The following is an 18,219-nucleotide window of genomic DNA, read 5'->3' on the forward strand; positions in this document are numbered from 1 at the left end:
TAATGGTCTCTCTCTTTATATATTTTCTATTGCGAGATACGCATAATAAATGGGAAAATCAGTTGTAATCTTCAAAGGGCAAATCCTCATATTCAGGCCGCAGTAGTGACCCATCCCTTTTCAGGAATACCCCATTCACCATTACATCACTGACACATGATGTATCGGCAGAATACACAATATTTGAAACGGCATTGCTGATTGTGGTGGGAGCCATCCTTGGATTCCTTGTGTCCATCAGAACTATGTCTGCCAGCATTCCTGGCGCTATGGCCCCTATATCCTTCCTCTTCAGTGAGGCAGCAGCGTTCACTGTGGCCATGTCCAGCAGCATCTGGGCATTTGTTAATGCAGGATTCCACCGATCATTCTTGACCCATATGGAGCCGAATTTCATTGAGGAGATCACATCCTGGGAATTGTTTGAAGCGGTGCTGTCCGACCCAATGGAGACAGTAACACCATTGTTCAGGTATTCAGGTATGGGCGCAATTCCTCCCACGCCAAGTTTTGCGTTGCTGACAGGATTCCATGAGACGCTGGCTGATGCCTTAGAAAGCAGTCTGACTTCATTGAGTGTTGCCCAGACTGAATGAGCAGCAATGAACCTGGGGCCAAGGAAGCCGATTTTTGAAAGATGCTCTATTGGCCTTTCGCCTTTGGAAGCTTTTACAAAATTGTAAACCTCTTGGCGGGTCTCAGCAAGGTGTCCATGTATTATGGTATCCTCCCTGTCTGCCACATCCAGGGCAGAGAGATAGGTCTCGTCGCCTGCCACATATATTCCCTGAACACCTATGGCTGGAGTCACCAGATCACGTCCCCTGAATTCACTTATGAAATGCTGTGCATTCTTCACGGGATTCCCCCTCTGTGTGGTCTTATCCTCATCCAGGGTATTCCAGGCCAGGAACCCGCGGATACCTGCTTTTTCAACTGCTCTTACAATCACGTCCTCAGAGTAATAGAGATCCAGGAATGACGTTACGCCAGAATGCACCATTTCCCTGATTCCAAGAAGTGCAGAGTTGTAAAGTCCTTTCTCAGTCCTTTCGCCATCAAGCTTGAATGTTCTTTCAAGGAAACTGGACAGGGGCACGTCATCAATCTGCCCCCTCAGGTGCGTCATTGCCACATGGCAGTGTGTGTTGATCATCCCCGGCATGGCTATTCTGCCTGTTCCATCAATGATTTCGTCTGCCCCCTTCTCTTCCGGTCCGGTGTAGGTGATCCTGTTTCCCTCAATCAGTATATTTCCCATAAAGACTGACCTGTTGATGTCCTGTGAAACGATAATTGCGTTGCGAATCAGCATGCTCTTCATGTGGGTGATATTTCAATTGCAGTAATAAAATGACCTCAGGCCTTATTTGATCCGAAAACCCGTAGAGTCATCTGAAATATGGAAACCATGAAGAATGTATGGCGTTGAGCCCATGAGAAATTCAGAAACTCGATGCCATGCCTTTGCCATTACTTACACAGGATAAGAATCATTTCGCCCTCTGGAACATTCACTGGCAGGAAACTAGGTAAATTTCTGTTAAGAATACATCCGTTTACACCGGTTCCAAATGCGGGAAGCCGCATGATGCGCACGTCTGCGTGCCATAAAACCGGGGATTCTACCACTTGTCTGTCCTGGGAAGCTTGCCAAGCTTCTTCATCTTTCTTTCTGGCGAACTTCTTACAACATATATTGCTGTAATGAAGACTGCAATGGCCACAGCAAGTATCTGGAAACCCATGGATGATACCATCTGATCCACAGCAAAGACAATGAACGCAATGATTCCTCCCAGAACTGCTGCTGCACCAATTCCACCGAGAGCTTCCGATCTGAACTGCTTCTCCTGCACAAAGACGAAGTACGATATTATGGCTACCAGCGATATGATCAGGGCGACCATCATAACGGGATTTACAGGAAAAGAATATTCCTGCAGAGGAGGAGGGAATCTCTGTCCATCTATGTTTGTGGACCCCGTAAAGATCAGCGCAATCCACGAAACAAACTGCATCTCATATGCCTGCGTGTAGGCTGCAGCGTATGAGTATGAATACCTGGCCATGAGGTATAACACAAAAACCTGATCCAGGAGCGGAAGCAGGGAAAGGACCAGATACGATATGGAACGCTGTATGGTGCCTGACTTTATGCCGCCAATTGTTGCAGTTACGCTGATTACCATGCTGAAGGTGATGAATGTGCGGAGAGTGAATGGTATTACAAGATGGGATAGCAGCCTACTTGATTGTATGTAGGAACTGAAACCAGAAAAGAGGTTAGGACTCCCACTATTTCCAACCTCCACGCCAAGGGAGATCAGGATCAACATCAGAATGATGAGTATTACAACCGGATTCACATATGACCTGAACCTTGATGGTACGAATATTGACATTACCGGCACCAGGGAAAGTACTATGAAGGGCGCCAGGTAAACGTCACCGAGGAGATGGGGAATCACATAGATGATCAGCACTATGGATGGGAGCATTATCATTCCGTTTATGACCGTCCTGACTGTCAAATCCTTCATGTTTATCCTCCAAGATTCAGTGTGCGAGCATAACCATATTCAGCCATAAGCCTGAGCAGAAGGTCCCTTTCCCTGGCTGTTGCGGTCTTTATGCCTATTCCATTGAAGAAGTGCGAGACGGCTTTGATATATCGCCTCTGCTTGTTGGCCGTACTGATCATTAGCTTGCGGAAAACCTCGTCCTCACGCTTATCCACAAAATCATACCCGTCAACAAGGAACAGGTACGTTGGCCTCCCGGTCTGGTAATCCCTTGGCGAGTGTGGATGAAAGTTTTCAGGGAATGACATGGCGGATATGATGAACACAACTGCATTCTTCTTGATTCGCTTCCTGATTTTCTCCACAGCAGCCTCAATGGAAAAGTCACCGGAAGGGCGTATCTCTGCCACAAGCTTTTCAAGCTTCTTGATGGGTTCCTCCGACTTCTGGGCAGGAATGAAGTGATCGAGGCTGGATGATATTACCTGGAAGCCCACACCATCACGATTCTTTATGATTGAATAAGATGCATTTAGGACGCTTGTCACAACTGTGTCGTACATTCTCCTTGTTGCAGTCCCCTGATTCATTCCGCTGCTGTAATCCATGACAAAGTAAACATCGATCTGCCGCTCTTCCTCCATCTGCTTGATGAAGAGATCTTCATAATCACCGCCATTGTACCTGTCCCACACTATATATCGGAAATCGTCAGATTCAACATATTGCCTCACACCATAGAAATCGTATCCCTGCCCGGATTTCCTGGAATAGTGCATGCCTGCAGTGAAAAGGAAATTGCTGAGCCTCTCGCTGCGTTGCGTGTAGATATCTGAAAGGGCAGGGCCTATCTTCACCTCATCTATCTTCTCCAGAATGGATCGGGTGATGCATATCTTCATGGGGTCCTGCACGTAGGTTATGAGGGGACCGATTTTGTATTTCCCAATGGCTATGGATTCTATGGAGTATGCCTTTTCAACAGTCTGCCCAGGAGACAGGGCAATTTCACCCTCGAAATCTCCTTCTGTCCTGAACACATCCGAAAGAGTGTCGTAATAGTGAAAGGTTATTGTCCTGGATGTGGGATTGGTGAACCTTACCCTTATTTCCTTGGGCTGGTGTTTCCTGCCATGATCGTCCTTCAGGAACCTTTCGATTCTTATCCTGAACAGATCTGTTGCCGTCCCCTTGTTGAAGAGTATAATGTCCGCAGCTATGACGAAGAACAGTACAAGGGAGAATATTATGAAGTACCTGTATCCGAAGAACAGGGCCTCAAGTACCGCACTTGTGACCGCTGAGATCAGAGCATAGCCGGACTTCTTGATCATTTTGGCGTCGCTACCTGCGATATAACCCGGTCAATAACCCGGTTGACTGTGCTCATGGCATCTCCTCCATTTTCTAGCAGTGCTTCAGGCCGGAGCATTATCCTGTGGTTCAGAAGTTCGTGTGCCAGAAATCTGACGTCCTCGGGAATTACGTATTCCCGTCCGTTGAGCATTGCGTTTGCCTTTGCCGCCATAAGATACTTTGCAGTAGTCCTGGGGCTCGCGCCGACAAGTATAAGATCATTGGTTCTCGTTGTGCGGATAATGTCCACAATATATGTTATGATCTCATCGCTTGCATATATCTTTGAAACCTCTTTCCTGAGGGACAGGATCCTGTTGGAATCAATATCGTTCTGCACTTCCTCTTCCGGCAGGGAGAGTGATTTGAGTATGCCCATTTCCTCTTCCCTGGAGGGGTATGTCAGGATGTACCTGAAGAGAAACCTGTCCATCAGAGCTTCTGCCAGTGGGAATGTCCCCTCCTGCTCTATTGGATTCTGCGTGGCTATGACCAGGAACGGTTCCGGTAGATTGTAATCTTCACCCCCAACTGAGACCTTCTTTTCTTCCATTCCTTCCAGAAGGGCGGACTGCACCTTGGCCGGAGTCCTGTTAATTTCATCTGCAAGGAGCACGTTTGCAAATATGGGCCCCCTTCTGAACTCTATCTTCTTGGCTTCAAGGTTGAAGACCATGGTTCCAGTCACATCTGATGGAAGCATATCGGGCGTGAACTGGATCCTCTTGAAATCCATGCACAGGTTTCTGGAGAACTCGCTGGCAAGCATTGTCTTGGCCAGTCCTGGGACCCCCTCCAGAAGCACATGATTGTTGCTCAGGAGGGCAATGAACATGAACCGGACTATCTTCTCTGACCCTATTACACGTTTACCAATGGCAGTTTCTATTCTCCTTACTGTGTTCCTCAACTCCCCAACATCTACAAATTCAGTTTCAGTCATAATATACCTTCATCCTCCTGCTCAAATTCCACTATCTGATTCTTGGCTTTCCTGAGCCTGTTGTACAGGTTCAAAATCTCGTTGAATGTTTCCTTTCTCCCATCATTACCGCGCTGTTTCTTCTTTTTCCTGGTGGAATGCGACATGGCCTCGTACTTATTGAAGCGCTTCAACAGCACCCTGAAATATTCATCGTATTCCCTGAGGTGATGGAATTCCTTTTCCATGGGGTCTAAAAAATGGTGGAAATCGTCTGCAATGACCTTTTCAGATTCCACTGTAAAAAAGTCCCTCGGAATGATGAATTTTTCCTTTTTCTGTTCCAGGGTGGGCGGGCCGTCGATCCTTGTGCTTCTCCTCTTAACCTTTACCACTGCAGATGTGAGAAAAATGAGAACTACCGGTATTATGAAAGTCAGCAGAAAGAAAGGATTGTGCTCAACACTGTTGACGAAGCTCGTTAACAGCTGCGGTCCGATTGCGCTCAACCCTGAAGATGTCTGGCCTATCCCTGTCATAGATTTATACCCTTACGTCACTGTCCGAAAAATAGAGCTTCATGATATCCATGTAATTGTAAATCTCTGAAAAGCGGTTCATGAGATCATCGCCATCAAAACTTACTTCCTGCGCAAAACGTGCCGGTTCGTAGAAATTGAGATAGAATGTCAGAAGCTTCCTGAGTGCCTGAGCTCGATTCTTTGAATCATCCTCAGTGGTCACCACGTCATCAAATGCTTCCATAATGGTGAAGCTGTCCACATAGCCGTTCTCTGGAACCTTTATATTCATTGAGGAAAGTTCGTTTATGAAGAAATGCCTGCTGCCCTCTGAATCTGATAGCCTGGCGCCAAAATATCTTGAATAATCCTTCTTGGCAGCCTGGAAGGTGAGCTTTGCAGCACCTATGAGGTCGTTTTCTCCAATGAGCTTCCGTGCCTCCAGAGCAGGGGGGATGTCACCAACGGTCTTGACTTCCACCACAGTTTCCACGTTTTCCATTGTGGGACCCTTGAACCGTGATTTCTGTTTCTTTAATTTTTTCCCGCCATCCTTGACAACTTTTTTCGTTTCTACCGGGCCCTTTACCACCTTTCTTGGTTCCTTTGAAAATAAAGACATGTCATCACGCTCCTTTCAGTTCTGTTGAATAGTATCCAACCCACACATTTGCGTATTGAGAAATGGTTTTGTCATCACTGAACGTGTAGTGAGAGAAATCGATATATAATGTGCTGTTCCCTGTTTTTGAAATGGCGAAATAATTCGTAATGTTTATTGTACTGCCAGAAACCTGAAGGTTTGTGATGGGCGTCCCGTCTATGGATACGTTCACGGTTGAAGTTGTAGTTGCATTTTCCGTGATGTTTGTTACCAGTACTTTGGATGCCTGGTTCCAGGAATAATTTGCATAGAAGTTTTCACTTCCACTATTATATGTCCATTTTGTTGTGTTGAGTTCAATGGATCCTCCAGATACCTTGAAAGATTCTGTCCAGTTGTAAACAGTGCTGTTCAAGCTGAAAGAGGATTTATTCACATTCTGATTAGATATGTATGCCGCGAAACTGAAGTAAGCTGAATAAAGTGGGATGATTGTTTTCCCGGTTCCACCGGATAGTGATGAGGAATTAACCTGTGAGGTTGTGTTTGAAATCACATATTTCCAGCCAACTGGTGATTCCCATGTGATTTCCAGAACATATGGCTTCAGTATGGTGGTGTTTTCTATTGAGGACTGAAGGGTGATGTTCCAGTATTCTGGAACGTATGATCTGTCAATGTAAGACACATTATATTTTCCGGCGGGAAGATAGAATGTTGCAACGCTGTAATTCTGTCCCGTGGTGTTGGAGCTGTACGGAGACCTGGGGTATATGGGTAGAGCGTAGTTCCCGACTTTCATATATGCAAGTGGAACACCATCACCATTATAGTTCAGGGGGTTCGTGAGGTTAAACTTCATCTGGATCAGCGTCAGGTTTGTCATGTTGAATGTTGCAGACCCATTGGTCGTATTGATCAGTCTGGACTGTCCCCTGAACTGTATCATTTCAGGCAGAAACACATACTTCCCTGAGAACAACAGATGGACAGTTATGTTTCCACTGGCATCTGTTGTTCCCTTTGTAAGGAAATACGCACCATTTGCCTGGGCAAATACCTCAACAGGTACATTTGAAAGCACGTTGCCGGTGCTGTTCACAATGTGAAGAGTGAAATTTACCGGAGCATCAGAATAGCTTGCAGCTTGAGATGGCGAACTGGCATTGATTGCAGAAGTCACGTTTGCAGAACTGATTCCCGGCAGTCCAGTCCCATCAGATGTTGACCAGTATCCGAATCCCGGACCAATGTCAGCAGGTGTGAGATTCACCTTGGGAATGGTGGTGTTACCTGTAAGGTTGATCTCCACTGTCCTGTTCAAATAACCTGGTTTGGAGAAGTGGACATAATAAGTTCCACCAAGAAGTTTGCCGGAGAAATTCCCCGTTGAATTGCTAGAGAGATTGATCACGGGGGAAGATCCGGAGGAAACCCCTATTCCTATGCTGACTCCGGATACTCCATTTCCTGATAGTGGGTTTCCAACTGAACCGTTGACACTGAATATTCCGGATGAAGCGTTCACCTGGAATGTGCCTCCCTGATTCTGTGTTGAACTCATGTTGAAGGCGGGGAACCTGGAGGATTCTATCACAAGACGATAACTTCCGGTATAGCTGAAGTTAACCGAGAAATATCCTTCAGCATTGGTACTGAATTCATAATACGAATAGGTACCGTTAACTGAAGTGTAAGCGGTGAAATTAACATCAGCCAGTTTCTGTCCTGTCTGGTTGGATTGCATGTAGCCGTCCATAATCTGTGCCGGCTGTGGGTATAGCAGATTATAGGTGTAATTAACCTTTGAAAGGTTATCTCCCATCGAAACAGGCGAATAAGGTATGTTGGAGCTCTGTGAGGGCATTGTGGCATAAAACGGATTCTTGGATTCCATTGTCTGGTTATACATGGTATTATTTGTTGCAGTTACACCTGCGCCAGTGGTCACGTACTGGTATCCGGAAAACTGCAGCTTGTTGTAGCCATATGTAGCAGGAATTGAATAATATCCATCCTGTCCTGTTTTCACGGATGCTGAAAGTGTGCTTGAATACACGGTTGCATTGACTATTCCATAACCTAGGTCATTGCGCACGTAGCCAGTTATTTTGTATATGGCAGTTGTAAGAGGATGCAGGAGTATTGACTCATTCTTTATTGATGCGCCGCTTACTGTTATGGAACCTGGAACTGTCACATTGGAAAAGCCTTTTTTAATGGCACTGAGACTGTATGTTCCGTTGACAATATACTGGTTGAAAAACCCTGACGAAGCCGTAGTGAAGGAATACTGGCCGTAATATCCCTTCATGTTGACCACTACTCCCCCAACAGTACCGTTTGTGGACGTGGTATTGCCGGATACCTCATATTTCTGTGACTGGGGCAGCGTAACGTTGACCCAGTATGACCCTGAGGAGGGTACGAATACATCAACATATGTTGCCCTGTACTGGAATGCCTTGAATGCGAATATCCCACTTCCAGACTTCATGACCTCTATGCTGTAAAATCCACTTGAATTTGTTTGAGCAGAAACTATGACCTCCATCACAGCCACATATATTTTCTGGTCAGCAAGAGGTGTTTTTCCCGTTGATGTGCTTCCATACGCATAACCAACCATGTCAACAGTAGCATTTCCGGTTGGACTGAAGGTCGTAACATTCTGGCCAAGTTTGGGGGAATTGAAGGTCTGGCGGTTGAAGATAATTTCAGGAGGGGGTTTCACATTTTTAGGGGGATGAAGGATCAGTGTAGCAGGTTGAGATGGATAATCAACATTGAAGAATACGAATACGCTTGAGATTAGGAGTATCCCTACCAGCAACAGAGCAATTGATTTTGTCTGCAATAATGAACTAGCTATAGGATATATTTTAATGTTTGCTATAATGTATGTAACAATTTCACCATTTTATACGGATACTGTGGAAAATAAGTATATACAAATAAATTAATTTGAGGTCAGTTCCTGACCTTCACTGCAACACCCTTCTTCAGTGAAACCATTCCAATCCCCGGCATCTTGGCAACGCCAACACCCATTACCTTTCCAGAGTGGGCAAGCACAACCTCGTCTTCCTGCCTTATGTCTTCAGTTGCCGATACGACTCCCACCGCGTAAACACTTGCGGTGGGCTTGAAATCGTCAATTTCCACCACGAATTTATTGTGATCAAGGAAGATTGAACCGGAAGCCTTGTTTATGGTGAATTTCCCCAGGGCTGGGTTGTAAACAAGAAATGGTTTTCCATCCATTGTGAGCATTTCACTGTTATAATTTCTCACAATTTTGCACTTTTCCACATATTCCCTGATCCAGTCCCCGAACTGGTAGCTAGCGATCTGCACGTACGGCTCGATTTTACGTGGTTTTGGAGCAATAGAGCCCTGATCTCTCATGTACTGTGCAATCCCATCCCTCAGCCTCGTAATTGATGCGTCTCTATCATCATTCCATTGAATGCTTACGGTGTCATCAGGAAGAACTTCCCCAATGAATTCCAGATCCTGCCCTACAAATGTGAATATTTTACTGTAGCTGTTCCTTGAAAAATAGTCGGAAAGGATTTTCTTTATCATGACACGCTCATCCTCATACCAGTCCCCTATTACCGGGATGTCATAGAACCTGGCGGGATATGTGGACTCAAGTTCCCTTGGAACCAGGCCCACCGGCGATGTAACAATCAATTCATGAAGTGCACTTCTGTAAGGTCCCAGTGCCTCAATGATCCTCTTATGTGACTTTGATTCCGAATATGGCTTTCTTGCAGAGCATGGAATGAGCAGAGCAATGTCCCTTCCCGGCGGCTTTGTATAGATATCAGAAATGTACTGCCTGTACCTGAAGATATCTGGCCTCCGAAGTGATTCCAGCGAGTTAGCCTTTATATATGGGGTTCTGCGTGGAAATGCTTCTTCACTTTCCTTCAGGTATGTGGAATCCATTATCCTGATCATCTCAGAAGCCTTGGATGAGAACTGGAATTTCTCCACGACCTCCCGTAGCGTCCCATTCCTGATTGATAGAGACAGAAGTGAGAGGATATTCTGTGTGAATTGCAGATTTTCCTGAAAAGGATTTTCATGGGATTGGGTGTAGCCAAGTTCTGTAAACTTCATTCCTGCCAGGCTTTCCATTCTCAACGTGGAATCATCAAAGAGTGATACCCCTGCGTATACCAATGCAGGGAGAAGGTAAGGATCTGATAATCCCTGCACATAGATGAGCTTTGAAAGCCCATATTCCTTTCTTATGGCATATATGGCCTCAAGAAGCTTCCTTGGCCTCTGGGCAAGCTGCAGGCCCTCTGGAAGCATCACAATATTGTCACCTACCGGAAAGACATTCAGGTCATGTTTGTAGGGATATACCGTCTCAAGTGGAATTCTGTCCCCACTGGAGAAGGCAAGTCCGTCCCCGGTGCGTTTGACGGAACCGCCTGGCCCTGATGTGAAAATAAAGGGATAGCGGATGCCGCCATCCATGGTACCCGTCCTGGCTATCCCAAAGAAAGCTTCGTCTATGAACATTTATCCCTTATTTCAAAGCTCCTTTATTCAATTTCCCCTCATTCCACTGTGGAAAGGTTAATTAGTCTGCATTTACTCTTGCCATTGAATTCATTGGCACAATCTCTACATAAGCAGGTAAAGATGGAACAGAACAGTGTTTCAAATGTCCATATGGTTGTTCCGGGCGACGTCATTGCGACTGCCGAGGAATATGTTCCTGGCAAGAATACGTCCGAAAGTGAGGGAAAAATAATCTCGCTTGCTTTTGGCAGTGTCAGGAAAGATGACAGGAACCTGACAGTCTCAGTGCAGCCACTGAAGAAGCGATCATCCATCAAGACTGGTGAAACAGTGTATGGACAGGTATACCGGATGGATCAGAGAAAGGCGTCCGTAAGGATAGGTGCTGCTCTTGATCCTGAAACTGGCCTTATCCAGTTCAATGCGGATGGGTATGTCAACCTTCCACAGCAGTACGACAGGAATTCCATGCCGCCACTGAGGATTGGGGATATAATAAGAGCTAAGGTCATGAGAACAGGTGATCGAGGTTTTGAGCTTTCAATAAATGGCCGGAATCTTGGAGTCCTGAAGACACTCTGCCTGAGATGCAGGCTTCCAATGGTGAAGAAAGATGGTGTTCTTTACTGTGAAAACTGCGAGAAGAGTGAGGTTAGAAAAGTAGCGGAAGATTACGGTGAAATAAATATAGTTGGGGATGCATGATGAAGAATAATATTGTTGGGAATGTCAAGGACGTGGAGAAGCTGTCAAATGAGGTAAATTCCATGAGGAAGGAGCTTGATGACGTCAAGGAAGTTCTCAAGGGACTCATACAGGTGATCATGAGTCGTGAAGAAGGCCTGGACGAGGACGAATATAACTGAGGGTTAATTATGATAATGCCTATGAAAATGCTTGAAGAGAATCTGAATAAACATGTTGCTCTGCTGCTGAAGGATAACAGGGTCCTGGAAGGAGTTCTTTCCGGATATGACGAATACATGAACATGGTGCTGGACGAGGTCCAGGAAAGCGACGAAGAAGTTACCCGTAAGCTGGGAACAGTCATTATACGGGGAAGCAATGTAGTGCGCATTGTTCCTAAGTGATCTTAAATACAGCGGAAAACCTGAGCCGGTATGAGATTTTTCCAACACCCAACATTGTCCCTGTAAATATCAAAGATTCGAAGGAAAATCTGGCTTTCAGGCTGAATTTACAATTTCAGATAGTTCATAAACTATATATTTTGAAAGATACTGATTATATCAGGTGACATTATGCCTGAAGAAAACAGATTTCCATTGATAGGGGAGAAATTCCCCGAGATGAGTATTGAAACGACGCATGGGAACATGAAACTTCCTGACGTTTTTAAGGGAAAGTGGTTCATGCTTTTCAGCCATCCGGGCGATTTCACACCCGTATGCACAACAGAATTCTATTCATTCGCTAGAAGATATGATGATTTCCAGAAACTTGGCACTGAGCTTATTGGATTGTCTGTGGACAGCACCATCAGCCATATTGAATGGGTCAACTGGATCTCTGCTAACCTCAAGATAGAAGTACCGTTCCCCATAATCGGCGATGCAATGGGAAGGGTTGCCAGCAGACTGGGAATGATTCAGGCTGAATCTTCTTCCTCAACTGTACGCGCAGTGTTCATCGTTGATCCAAACTCAACTGTGAGGCTTATTATGTATTACCCACTTGAAATAGGAAGGAACGTTGATGAGCTTCTCAGGGCCATAAAAGCTCTGCAGATGGCGGATAAATACAAGGCAGCCGTTCCGGCCAACTGGCCCTATAACGAACTCATTGGAGATAAGATACTCAACCCGCCGCCCAAAAACACCAGGGACGTACCGGCCCGCATGAAGGAATTCAAGGGATACGCCTGGTGGTTGACATACAAAGACGCACCGGAAAGCGACGTTCAGGAGATAAAGAAAATTGTGAAACCGAAGACCGAAAAGTAACCTTACTGCAGCAAAATGCTTCGGAAGGGCCGGGACCGGGCACTAACTGAAAGGTTCAGTGCCTTACATTTTAATATGCAATTTGGTTATCTTGGTCATGCTACCTGCAAGTGAGTTGGCCAAGGAGCAAGAAAGATTACGAAAGTCCGGCATTCCAAAGGAATATCAGGAAAAGATTGGACAGTTTTTGAGTGACGGGAGACTTGCGGGCCTATCAAACGACCGCCTGTACTTTTATGCAATTAGGCTGAGGCAGATTGCTTCCTTAATGCCTGACTCATTCCTTTCGCCGTCGGTAGATGACGTAAAGGCTCTAATCTCTAGGCTCATGGACGGCAAGATTGGCAGAATGATTAAAGGCTGGAACAAATCCGGCACGTATTCTGACTGAGGCATAGAGAATTATAAAACTACGTTGAAGAAATTTTACAGATGGCTATACAAAACAGAGAAGTCGGAATGTATTGCATGGCTGAAACCTAACAATCACCCAAACAAGAACGTGAAACCTGATAACATGATCACAGAGGATGAAGTGCAGAAGCTTGTAGGATCCCTGAAGAATTCCAGGGATCGCGCCCTCACATACACCTTATACGATTCAGGATGCAGGATTGGCGAGCTTTTAACGCTGAGAAATAAGGATATTGCATTTGATGAATACGGGGGAATACTGTCGGTCACAGGAAAGACAGGATACAGAAAGGTCAGAATTGTTGGGAATTCCATATCGTACCTGAGGGAGTGGCAGAATTCGCATCCCAGCAGGGATGACCCCAATGCATGGTACTTCTGCGGTATTGAATCGGAAAACAGGGGAAAGAAACTTGAACACGCCAATGTGTATAAATTTATGAGAAAGGGATTGCGGGAAGCAAAGATAGAGAGGCGCATATATCCACACCTGTTCAGGCACACCAGGGCCACGATCCTCGCCTCACGTGTCACTGAGGCACCGCTGGAGGCACAGATGGGATGGGTTCATGGATCAAGGATGACGCAGACATACGTGCATCTATCCGGAAGGGATCAGGACAATGCAATCCTGAAGGCATATGGCCTTGAGGTCAAGGAAGAAAGACCCATTGAATCTCAGAAACCGTCGCTATGCCCAAGGTGCAGAGAACCCAATGATCCAAAAGCGAGGTTCTGCTGGAAATGTGGCATGATTCTTGACCAATCACTGACGGAGAAGAAACTCAAGGAGGAGGCGAAGGAGATCGAAACTGCAATAATGAAATCTGATGTAGTGGATACTCCCACAAAGATGATAGTGGAAACATTCCCTGATGATTTCAAGGATGTGAGGAAGTTGTCAAGCTCAGGGAAAATCCTGGTTATACCTTGGACATCGGATTCTGATGAAAAGGAAGCTGAATATTCTAGCATGTTTTATGACTATTTTTCACAATGCGGCTTTGATGATGTATTGCTTCTGGCAAAATCCGATTCTGAAAATGAAATCCAACGGAAATTCTCTGAGGTAGACGTCATTTATCTTCCAGGTGGAGACACTGAGGTCATTTATCGCGAGTTAAAACAGAGGACTTTGCAGGACAGGTTACTTGAATTCTCGGGAGTAATAATAGGAAATTCTGCAGGGGCAATTGTACTTACAAAAGGGGGGTGGGGCGATGGGAAATTCTACAAAGGTTTCGGCCTCGTTGATTTCTACATTTCCGTTCATTACAAGCTCGACGCAGGTCACATTGCAGAAACGAAAGCTGCTATAAATGTCAATATCCCTGAAAATATGTGGATCACGGTGACATGTGAAAAATAACCTATTATGGTAAGCTTTCCTGTATTTGTATGTCAAAAAGCATGAACAAAGGTAAGTACATCGGGGTGTCTGTATAATGAGAGATCTTTTTTCCAGCTACTGGAAGTGGAAAATAGCCCATTTGAATAGCATTCTGGATCGTTACCCGAAATTCAGGACACTTCCCATGTTCCGGATAAGTACCTGCCTAAGAGTAGCTTGGGGATTTGTCCTTTCCTATGGTGTAATAGACAATGCACTTGTGGGAATTAGTTCTCTTACTTACATTCTTGAATGCATTAACGCCTATAGAGAACCCTATAATGATCCGAATCTTTACGAACGTCTCAGAAGGTGGTATCAATGACCGAGTCAGTTGGTGGTAATTATACCAAGAAAAATTTCTCTTTGCTTATGGCGGAAACAGGCATATCGACTTTCGCAACCTCCCTCTTCACCGTTCTCATTCTTTGGATTTCAATAACCGAGACAAAATCGGCTTTGATAACAGGAGTAACCAGTGCAATGCTTGTTGCACCTTTGATTCTGAGTATCGTGGTGGGTGCATTTATTGACAAGGCCCGTAATAAGAAAATTTTTGCTATTTTTGGCCCAGTTTTGAAAGCTTTGGCAACTGGCATTTTGTTGATTGTAATCCAGAACAATTCGTTAATTTCAGATTCCATTTTCCTATTTATATCTGCATTGGCGTTTGGATTTTCAATCGACCTGCTGGTTCCAGTAAGAGCCATCTGGAGCCAGAAGTTTCTCAGGAAACCCATATATTTGAAGGGTATGTCCGTAGCCAACCTAGTCTCACGAACATCAAGACTGACAGGATTTTTAGTTTCAGCTGTTTTATTTACAATGGATTTAAGGACAGGCATTATAATCATCTTGACCTTGTATTTCGTATCCCTTCTGCCAATTCTATTTATAGATACCTCCAAAGATACGACTATTGGAAGGGAAACGTTAAGGGAAGTGATGAAAGATGGCATTCGATATATGGGTAAGACAAAGTTAGTTGCAGAAGTTGTCTTTATTTCATCTTTTTCTGCACTATTTTGGGGAATGTCAGATTCTGCATCTAGCGTTATGATAAACAGGGTATTTGATCTCTCCTCAGCCTATCTTGGCTATACCTTTTTTGCAATATCTCTTGGGGGATTATTGGTTCAACTTTAACATCTAAACTTAAATCCGTGAAGAATGTCGGTAAAAAACTTCCGCTACTTTATGGTCTTGGCGGTCTAAGCGTGCTACTCATAGCAATTTTTCCGACGATTTACGTCCTTCTCTCAGTTTTCTTTATAGTGGGTTTTTTATCAGGAATCACTTCTCCTCTTATTTCAGCCGTCCTTTTTGGTAATGCTCCTCGGGAGAAAATGGGGCGCATTCAGGGAGCAATGGATACCTTTGGAACATCATTCAATTCAGTATCTGGCATTTTAGCAGGAGTTATAATGACCGTAATGTTTCCTGGAAATGTATTTTACATCATGGCAGTTGGTTTAGTTGTACTTTCCGTGATAGTTTCAAGGTTCAAGACGCTATCGAAGATAAATGTGTAAAGCACTTTTAATCTATTCTTTCTGGAAAAAGTATTGTCGCAACTACCTGCCCGTATTATCGCTATGTGAAAAATTTAGGGAAGATCCCCACTCCCCGCCGAGCGAAGCCTGAACGTAGTGAAGGCCCAAAGTACCCAGAATGGACTCTGCATCTAATTCTTTATTAAGTGATTTAGTTCACTTCCCTTTAGAGGATTCCTTCACAGGATAGCGTAAGCCATCGACATTCAGGAAAAAATGGTGGAATCACCTCCAGTGTGGTGTATCCGAGGCAATCTTATCTTAAATCAGCGGTTAATCAACCGAATTACCAAAGAATGGACGGTTTTGGGAAAAGCTCTTCAATGTCTCTGCACTCATTGAAACATTTCAATAACTTACCCCTTTTCTTTACCCTTATTTACCGTTTCAATATGATAATGAAATATGAGCAATGAGTTATCAAGACATGTCGTAGGGTATGCCAGGGTTTCAACAAGGGACCAGGACCTGACCTCCCAGGTTGAAAGGATCCAGAGATACATTTCAGATTGTGGCCTTATTCCCGCCGTGGAAGGGGCAATATTCCAGGAGAAGATGTCCGGGGCATCCAACCAGAGGCCGGAAAGATCTAGGATTCTCAAGCTTGCAGAACAGGGTAAGATTGACCTGGTGATATGCACCAAACTGGACAGATGGGGAAGATCCCTCAAGGAACTCATAGAGACCATGACCTTTCTTGAGGCTCATAATGTCAGCATGGTATTTCTGGACCAGAATATCGACCTGAGCTCACCAATGGGAAAGATGCTTTTCCAGATACTTGGAGCTGTGGCAGAATTTGAACGCAATCTTATAGTGGAAAGGACCCAGGAGGGCAGGATGAGGGCAATGCTTCATGGAACCGGGTCAGGGAAACCCATGCATGGTCCTCTGAAAGATCTTCCAGAGAAGGCCATAATTCAGAGATACAGGGATGGTGCATCTATAAAGGCACTTGCAGCAGAATACTTGGTATCTCCCAACACTATAAGAAAAAGGTTGACAATGGCCAATTTGAGAGTAAGGAGCTGGAAACTGGATAATAGATAGAACAGGATTAGAGGAGTTTCTGAAATTCCTCTATGCTCAAGCCCGCCTGTTTGATTATTGCCCTTAAAAGTCCAGGACCCAGCTCTCTGTGATTTGGGACCGTAATCTTCTTTCCGGATGGGTTTACGAGCGTAATGTGGCTTCCTGTTTGATGGTCGAAATCATAACCTATCCTAGAAAGAGCCTTTATTACATCATTCCCGGACAGCACCGGAAGCTTAGGCATTCAGTATTACTTCCTCTCCAACATCTTCAGGAATGGGCTCATTGTGCTTTTTAAGGGAGCCTATATATGATTCTATGGCCTCCTTGGCATTCTCAAGAGCTTCACTTTTCGTTTTACCCTGGGTGAAACATCCTGGTAGTGCAGGGACACTGACAACATAGAATCCAGCCTCATCCCTTTCAAATATAACAGTATACTTCATCATAGAACAATGCATAGCGAATGTATAAGGTTTTTTCCTACAGGTTTCTCTTAAGGTTATAGTCATGAAACTTAGGCCATTTTTTGAAAGAGATTGAAACCAGAGGTAGTTGAAGAAAGATCTTCACTTGCGTTTTAAATTTATGTAACATGTCAGGAGCTATAGGAATCTGAATTTTTCCCTGAAAATACTAGCTTTCTTTCTGTTTATCCTTCTGGTTGCTTTCTGTCCCGGAATGACTTGAGGTTCTTAATCGAGTTTGGGTTCATATTCCTTTTAGGTTTGGCCTTCTCTTTCTGGATATCCGACATTGAATGCAGCACTCTCTGAACCTCTTTCTGCTTCTTTCTTATTTCGCCATACCTTTTCTGCTCATATGAGTCTATCAACCACTTTGGCAGGAGGTTGAATTTCACAGCTTTAACTGTTATTGTTTTTGCACGGAGTCCCCTGTTGGGAACCTGAACCCTGGGATAGACAAGGAAATCCTCTCCCCCTGAATGGATTGGGTTCCGGCAGCTTGACCTTGAACACTCCCTGTTCTCTTGTGGCCTCAAAGAAGATGTTTATGAGGCCTCTTGTCTGTGCATCTATGTAGTTCCATTTGGGCACTGTTATGAATGTTATGAGGTTCCTGTACCGGAAGGCCTGCTTAGGGACATTGAAGAAATCATAGGGAAGAATAAATCTTATAGTTCTGCTTAAGGAGTTCATAAACAGTGCTGTCCGAAATGCGATTGAAAGATGGAGAAGGAACTGCGCAGTAGGATAACAATGCACCACAGTCAAGTGTCACAATTCTTTCTGATCAACCTTCAGTCAAGGGCAAGCTGGAAGAATTTATGGTAAGCCACAAGGAGTGCTCAGCTGATTCTAAATTTAATCGAAGTAGAATCATAATCAACAGGCATTTTTAAAACTCTTGAATAGTAACCTCGTGGCAGGCC

At 44.6% G+C, this 18,219-nt stretch carries 21 protein-coding genes; 9 read left to right on the top strand and 12 right to left on the bottom strand.

What is annotated here, in order from left to right:
• Nucleotides 1-58: 58 nt before the first annotated feature.
• The 8 genes from RE469_01665 to RE469_01700 form a co-directional block, all read right to left on the bottom strand.
• Nucleotides 59-1,324 carry an amidohydrolase family protein gene (locus RE469_01665; GenBank protein WMT44921.1) on the bottom strand — a complete coding sequence of 422 codons (1,266 nt, stop codon included), beginning with the start codon at nt 1,322-1,324 and terminating at the stop codon, nt 59-61.
• 301 nt (nt 1,325-1,625) lie between these two features.
• Nucleotides 1,626-2,543, bottom strand: coding sequence for a hypothetical protein (locus tag RE469_01670; GenBank protein ID WMT44922.1), 918 nt, complete (start codon nt 2,541-2,543; stop codon nt 1,626-1,628).
• Between the two features lie 2 nt (nt 2,544-2,545).
• The gene (locus tag RE469_01675; protein WMT44923.1) at nt 2,546-3,859 is read right to left on the bottom strand and encodes a DUF58 domain-containing protein; all 1,314 of its coding nucleotides are present in this window, start codon (nt 3,857-3,859) and stop codon (nt 2,546-2,548) included.
• Nucleotides 3,856-4,824, bottom strand: a complete 969-nt coding sequence (locus RE469_01680; protein ID WMT44924.1) for a MoxR family ATPase — start codon at nt 4,822-4,824, stop codon at nt 3,856-3,858. Before RE469_01680 ends, RE469_01675 begins: the two co-directional genes overlap by 4 nt.
• On the bottom strand, nt 4,821-5,342 hold the full coding sequence (locus RE469_01685; GenBank protein WMT44925.1) for a hypothetical protein: 522 nt from the start codon (nt 5,340-5,342) through the stop codon (nt 4,821-4,823). Before RE469_01685 ends, RE469_01680 begins: the two co-directional genes overlap by 4 nt.
• A 4-nt stretch (nt 5,343-5,346) precedes the next feature.
• A complete protein-coding gene (locus tag RE469_01690) occupies nt 5,347-5,946 on the bottom strand; it encodes a hypothetical protein (GenBank protein WMT44926.1) in 600 nt (199 codons plus the stop codon).
• Between the two features lie 4 nt (nt 5,947-5,950).
• Nucleotides 5,951-8,785 (bottom strand): hypothetical protein, encoded by a 2,835-nt coding sequence (locus tag RE469_01695; protein ID WMT44927.1) that lies wholly within the window; start codon nt 8,783-8,785, stop codon nt 5,951-5,953.
• A gap of 113 nt (nt 8,786-8,898) precedes the next feature.
• Complete coding sequence (locus tag RE469_01700; GenBank protein ID WMT44928.1) at nt 8,899-10,470, bottom strand: DUF5591 domain-containing protein; 1,572 nt, start codon at nt 10,468-10,470, stop codon at nt 8,899-8,901.
• 123 nt (nt 10,471-10,593) lie between these two features.
• On the opposite strand from RE469_01700, the gene RE469_01705 reads away from it, so the two are divergent.
• The 9 genes from RE469_01705 to RE469_01745 all read left to right on the top strand — a co-directional run bounded on the left by RE469_01705 (nt 10,594) and on the right by RE469_01745 (nt 16,844).
• Nucleotides 10,594-11,178 (top strand): exosome complex RNA-binding protein Csl4, encoded by a 585-nt coding sequence (locus RE469_01705; GenBank protein ID WMT44929.1) that lies wholly within the window; start codon nt 10,594-10,596, stop codon nt 11,176-11,178.
• On the top strand, nt 11,175-11,339 hold the full coding sequence (locus RE469_01710; protein WMT44930.1) for a hypothetical protein: 165 nt from the start codon (nt 11,175-11,177) through the stop codon (nt 11,337-11,339). The genes RE469_01705 and RE469_01710 overlap by 4 nt, the downstream gene beginning before the upstream one ends.
• A 9-nt stretch (nt 11,340-11,348) precedes the next feature.
• Nucleotides 11,349-11,564: an LSM domain-containing protein gene (locus RE469_01715; protein ID WMT44931.1), complete on the top strand. Its 216-nt coding sequence runs from the start codon at nt 11,349-11,351 to the stop codon at nt 11,562-11,564.
• Nucleotides 11,565-11,735: 171 nt separating this feature from the next.
• Nucleotides 11,736-12,437 carry a peroxiredoxin gene (locus RE469_01720; GenBank protein ID WMT44932.1) on the top strand — a complete coding sequence of 234 codons (702 nt, stop codon included), beginning with the start codon at nt 11,736-11,738 and terminating at the stop codon, nt 12,435-12,437.
• Between the two features lie 97 nt (nt 12,438-12,534).
• Nucleotides 12,535-12,828 (top strand): hypothetical protein, encoded by a 294-nt coding sequence (locus RE469_01725; protein WMT44933.1) that lies wholly within the window; start codon nt 12,535-12,537, stop codon nt 12,826-12,828.
• Between the two features lie 126 nt (nt 12,829-12,954).
• Nucleotides 12,955-14,220 (top strand): tyrosine-type recombinase/integrase, encoded by a 1,266-nt coding sequence (locus RE469_01730; protein WMT44934.1) that lies wholly within the window; start codon nt 12,955-12,957, stop codon nt 14,218-14,220.
• A 342-nt stretch (nt 14,221-14,562) separates the two neighbouring features.
• The gene (locus RE469_01735; GenBank protein ID WMT44935.1) at nt 14,563-15,387 is read left to right on the top strand and encodes a hypothetical protein; all 825 of its coding nucleotides are present in this window, start codon (nt 14,563-14,565) and stop codon (nt 15,385-15,387) included.
• A gap of 17 nt (nt 15,388-15,404) precedes the next feature.
• Nucleotides 15,405-15,773, top strand: a complete 369-nt coding sequence (locus tag RE469_01740) for a hypothetical protein (GenBank protein WMT44936.1) — start codon at nt 15,405-15,407, stop codon at nt 15,771-15,773.
• A gap of 426 nt (nt 15,774-16,199) precedes the next feature.
• Nucleotides 16,200-16,844, top strand: a complete 645-nt coding sequence (locus RE469_01745; protein WMT44937.1) for a recombinase family protein — start codon at nt 16,200-16,202, stop codon at nt 16,842-16,844.
• Nucleotides 16,845-16,851: 7 nt separating this feature from the next.
• Here the strand turns inward: RE469_01745 and RE469_01750 are convergent, their stop codons facing one another.
• The 4 genes from RE469_01750 to RE469_01765 all read right to left on the bottom strand — a co-directional run bounded on the left by RE469_01750 (nt 16,852) and on the right by RE469_01765 (nt 17,986).
• Entirely contained in the window at nt 16,852-17,070 is a 219-nt protein-coding gene (locus tag RE469_01750) for a type II toxin-antitoxin system HicA family toxin (protein ID WMT44938.1), read from the bottom strand.
• Nucleotides 17,063-17,275: a type II toxin-antitoxin system HicB family antitoxin gene (locus tag RE469_01755; GenBank protein ID WMT44939.1), complete on the bottom strand. Its 213-nt coding sequence runs from the start codon at nt 17,273-17,275 to the stop codon at nt 17,063-17,065. Before RE469_01755 ends, RE469_01750 begins: the two co-directional genes overlap by 8 nt.
• A gap of 203 nt (nt 17,276-17,478) precedes the next feature.
• Complete coding sequence (locus RE469_01760) at nt 17,479-17,661, bottom strand: hypothetical protein (protein ID WMT44940.1); 183 nt, start codon at nt 17,659-17,661, stop codon at nt 17,479-17,481.
• 31 nt (nt 17,662-17,692) lie between these two features.
• Nucleotides 17,693-17,986, bottom strand: coding sequence for a hypothetical protein (locus RE469_01765; GenBank protein WMT44941.1), 294 nt, complete (start codon nt 17,984-17,986; stop codon nt 17,693-17,695).
• Nucleotides 17,987-18,219: the final 233 nt, after the last annotated feature.

Source organism: Cuniculiplasma divulgatum, from assembly GCA_031200235.1.
Classification (GTDB): domain Archaea; phylum Thermoplasmatota; class Thermoplasmata; order Thermoplasmatales; family Thermoplasmataceae; genus UBA509.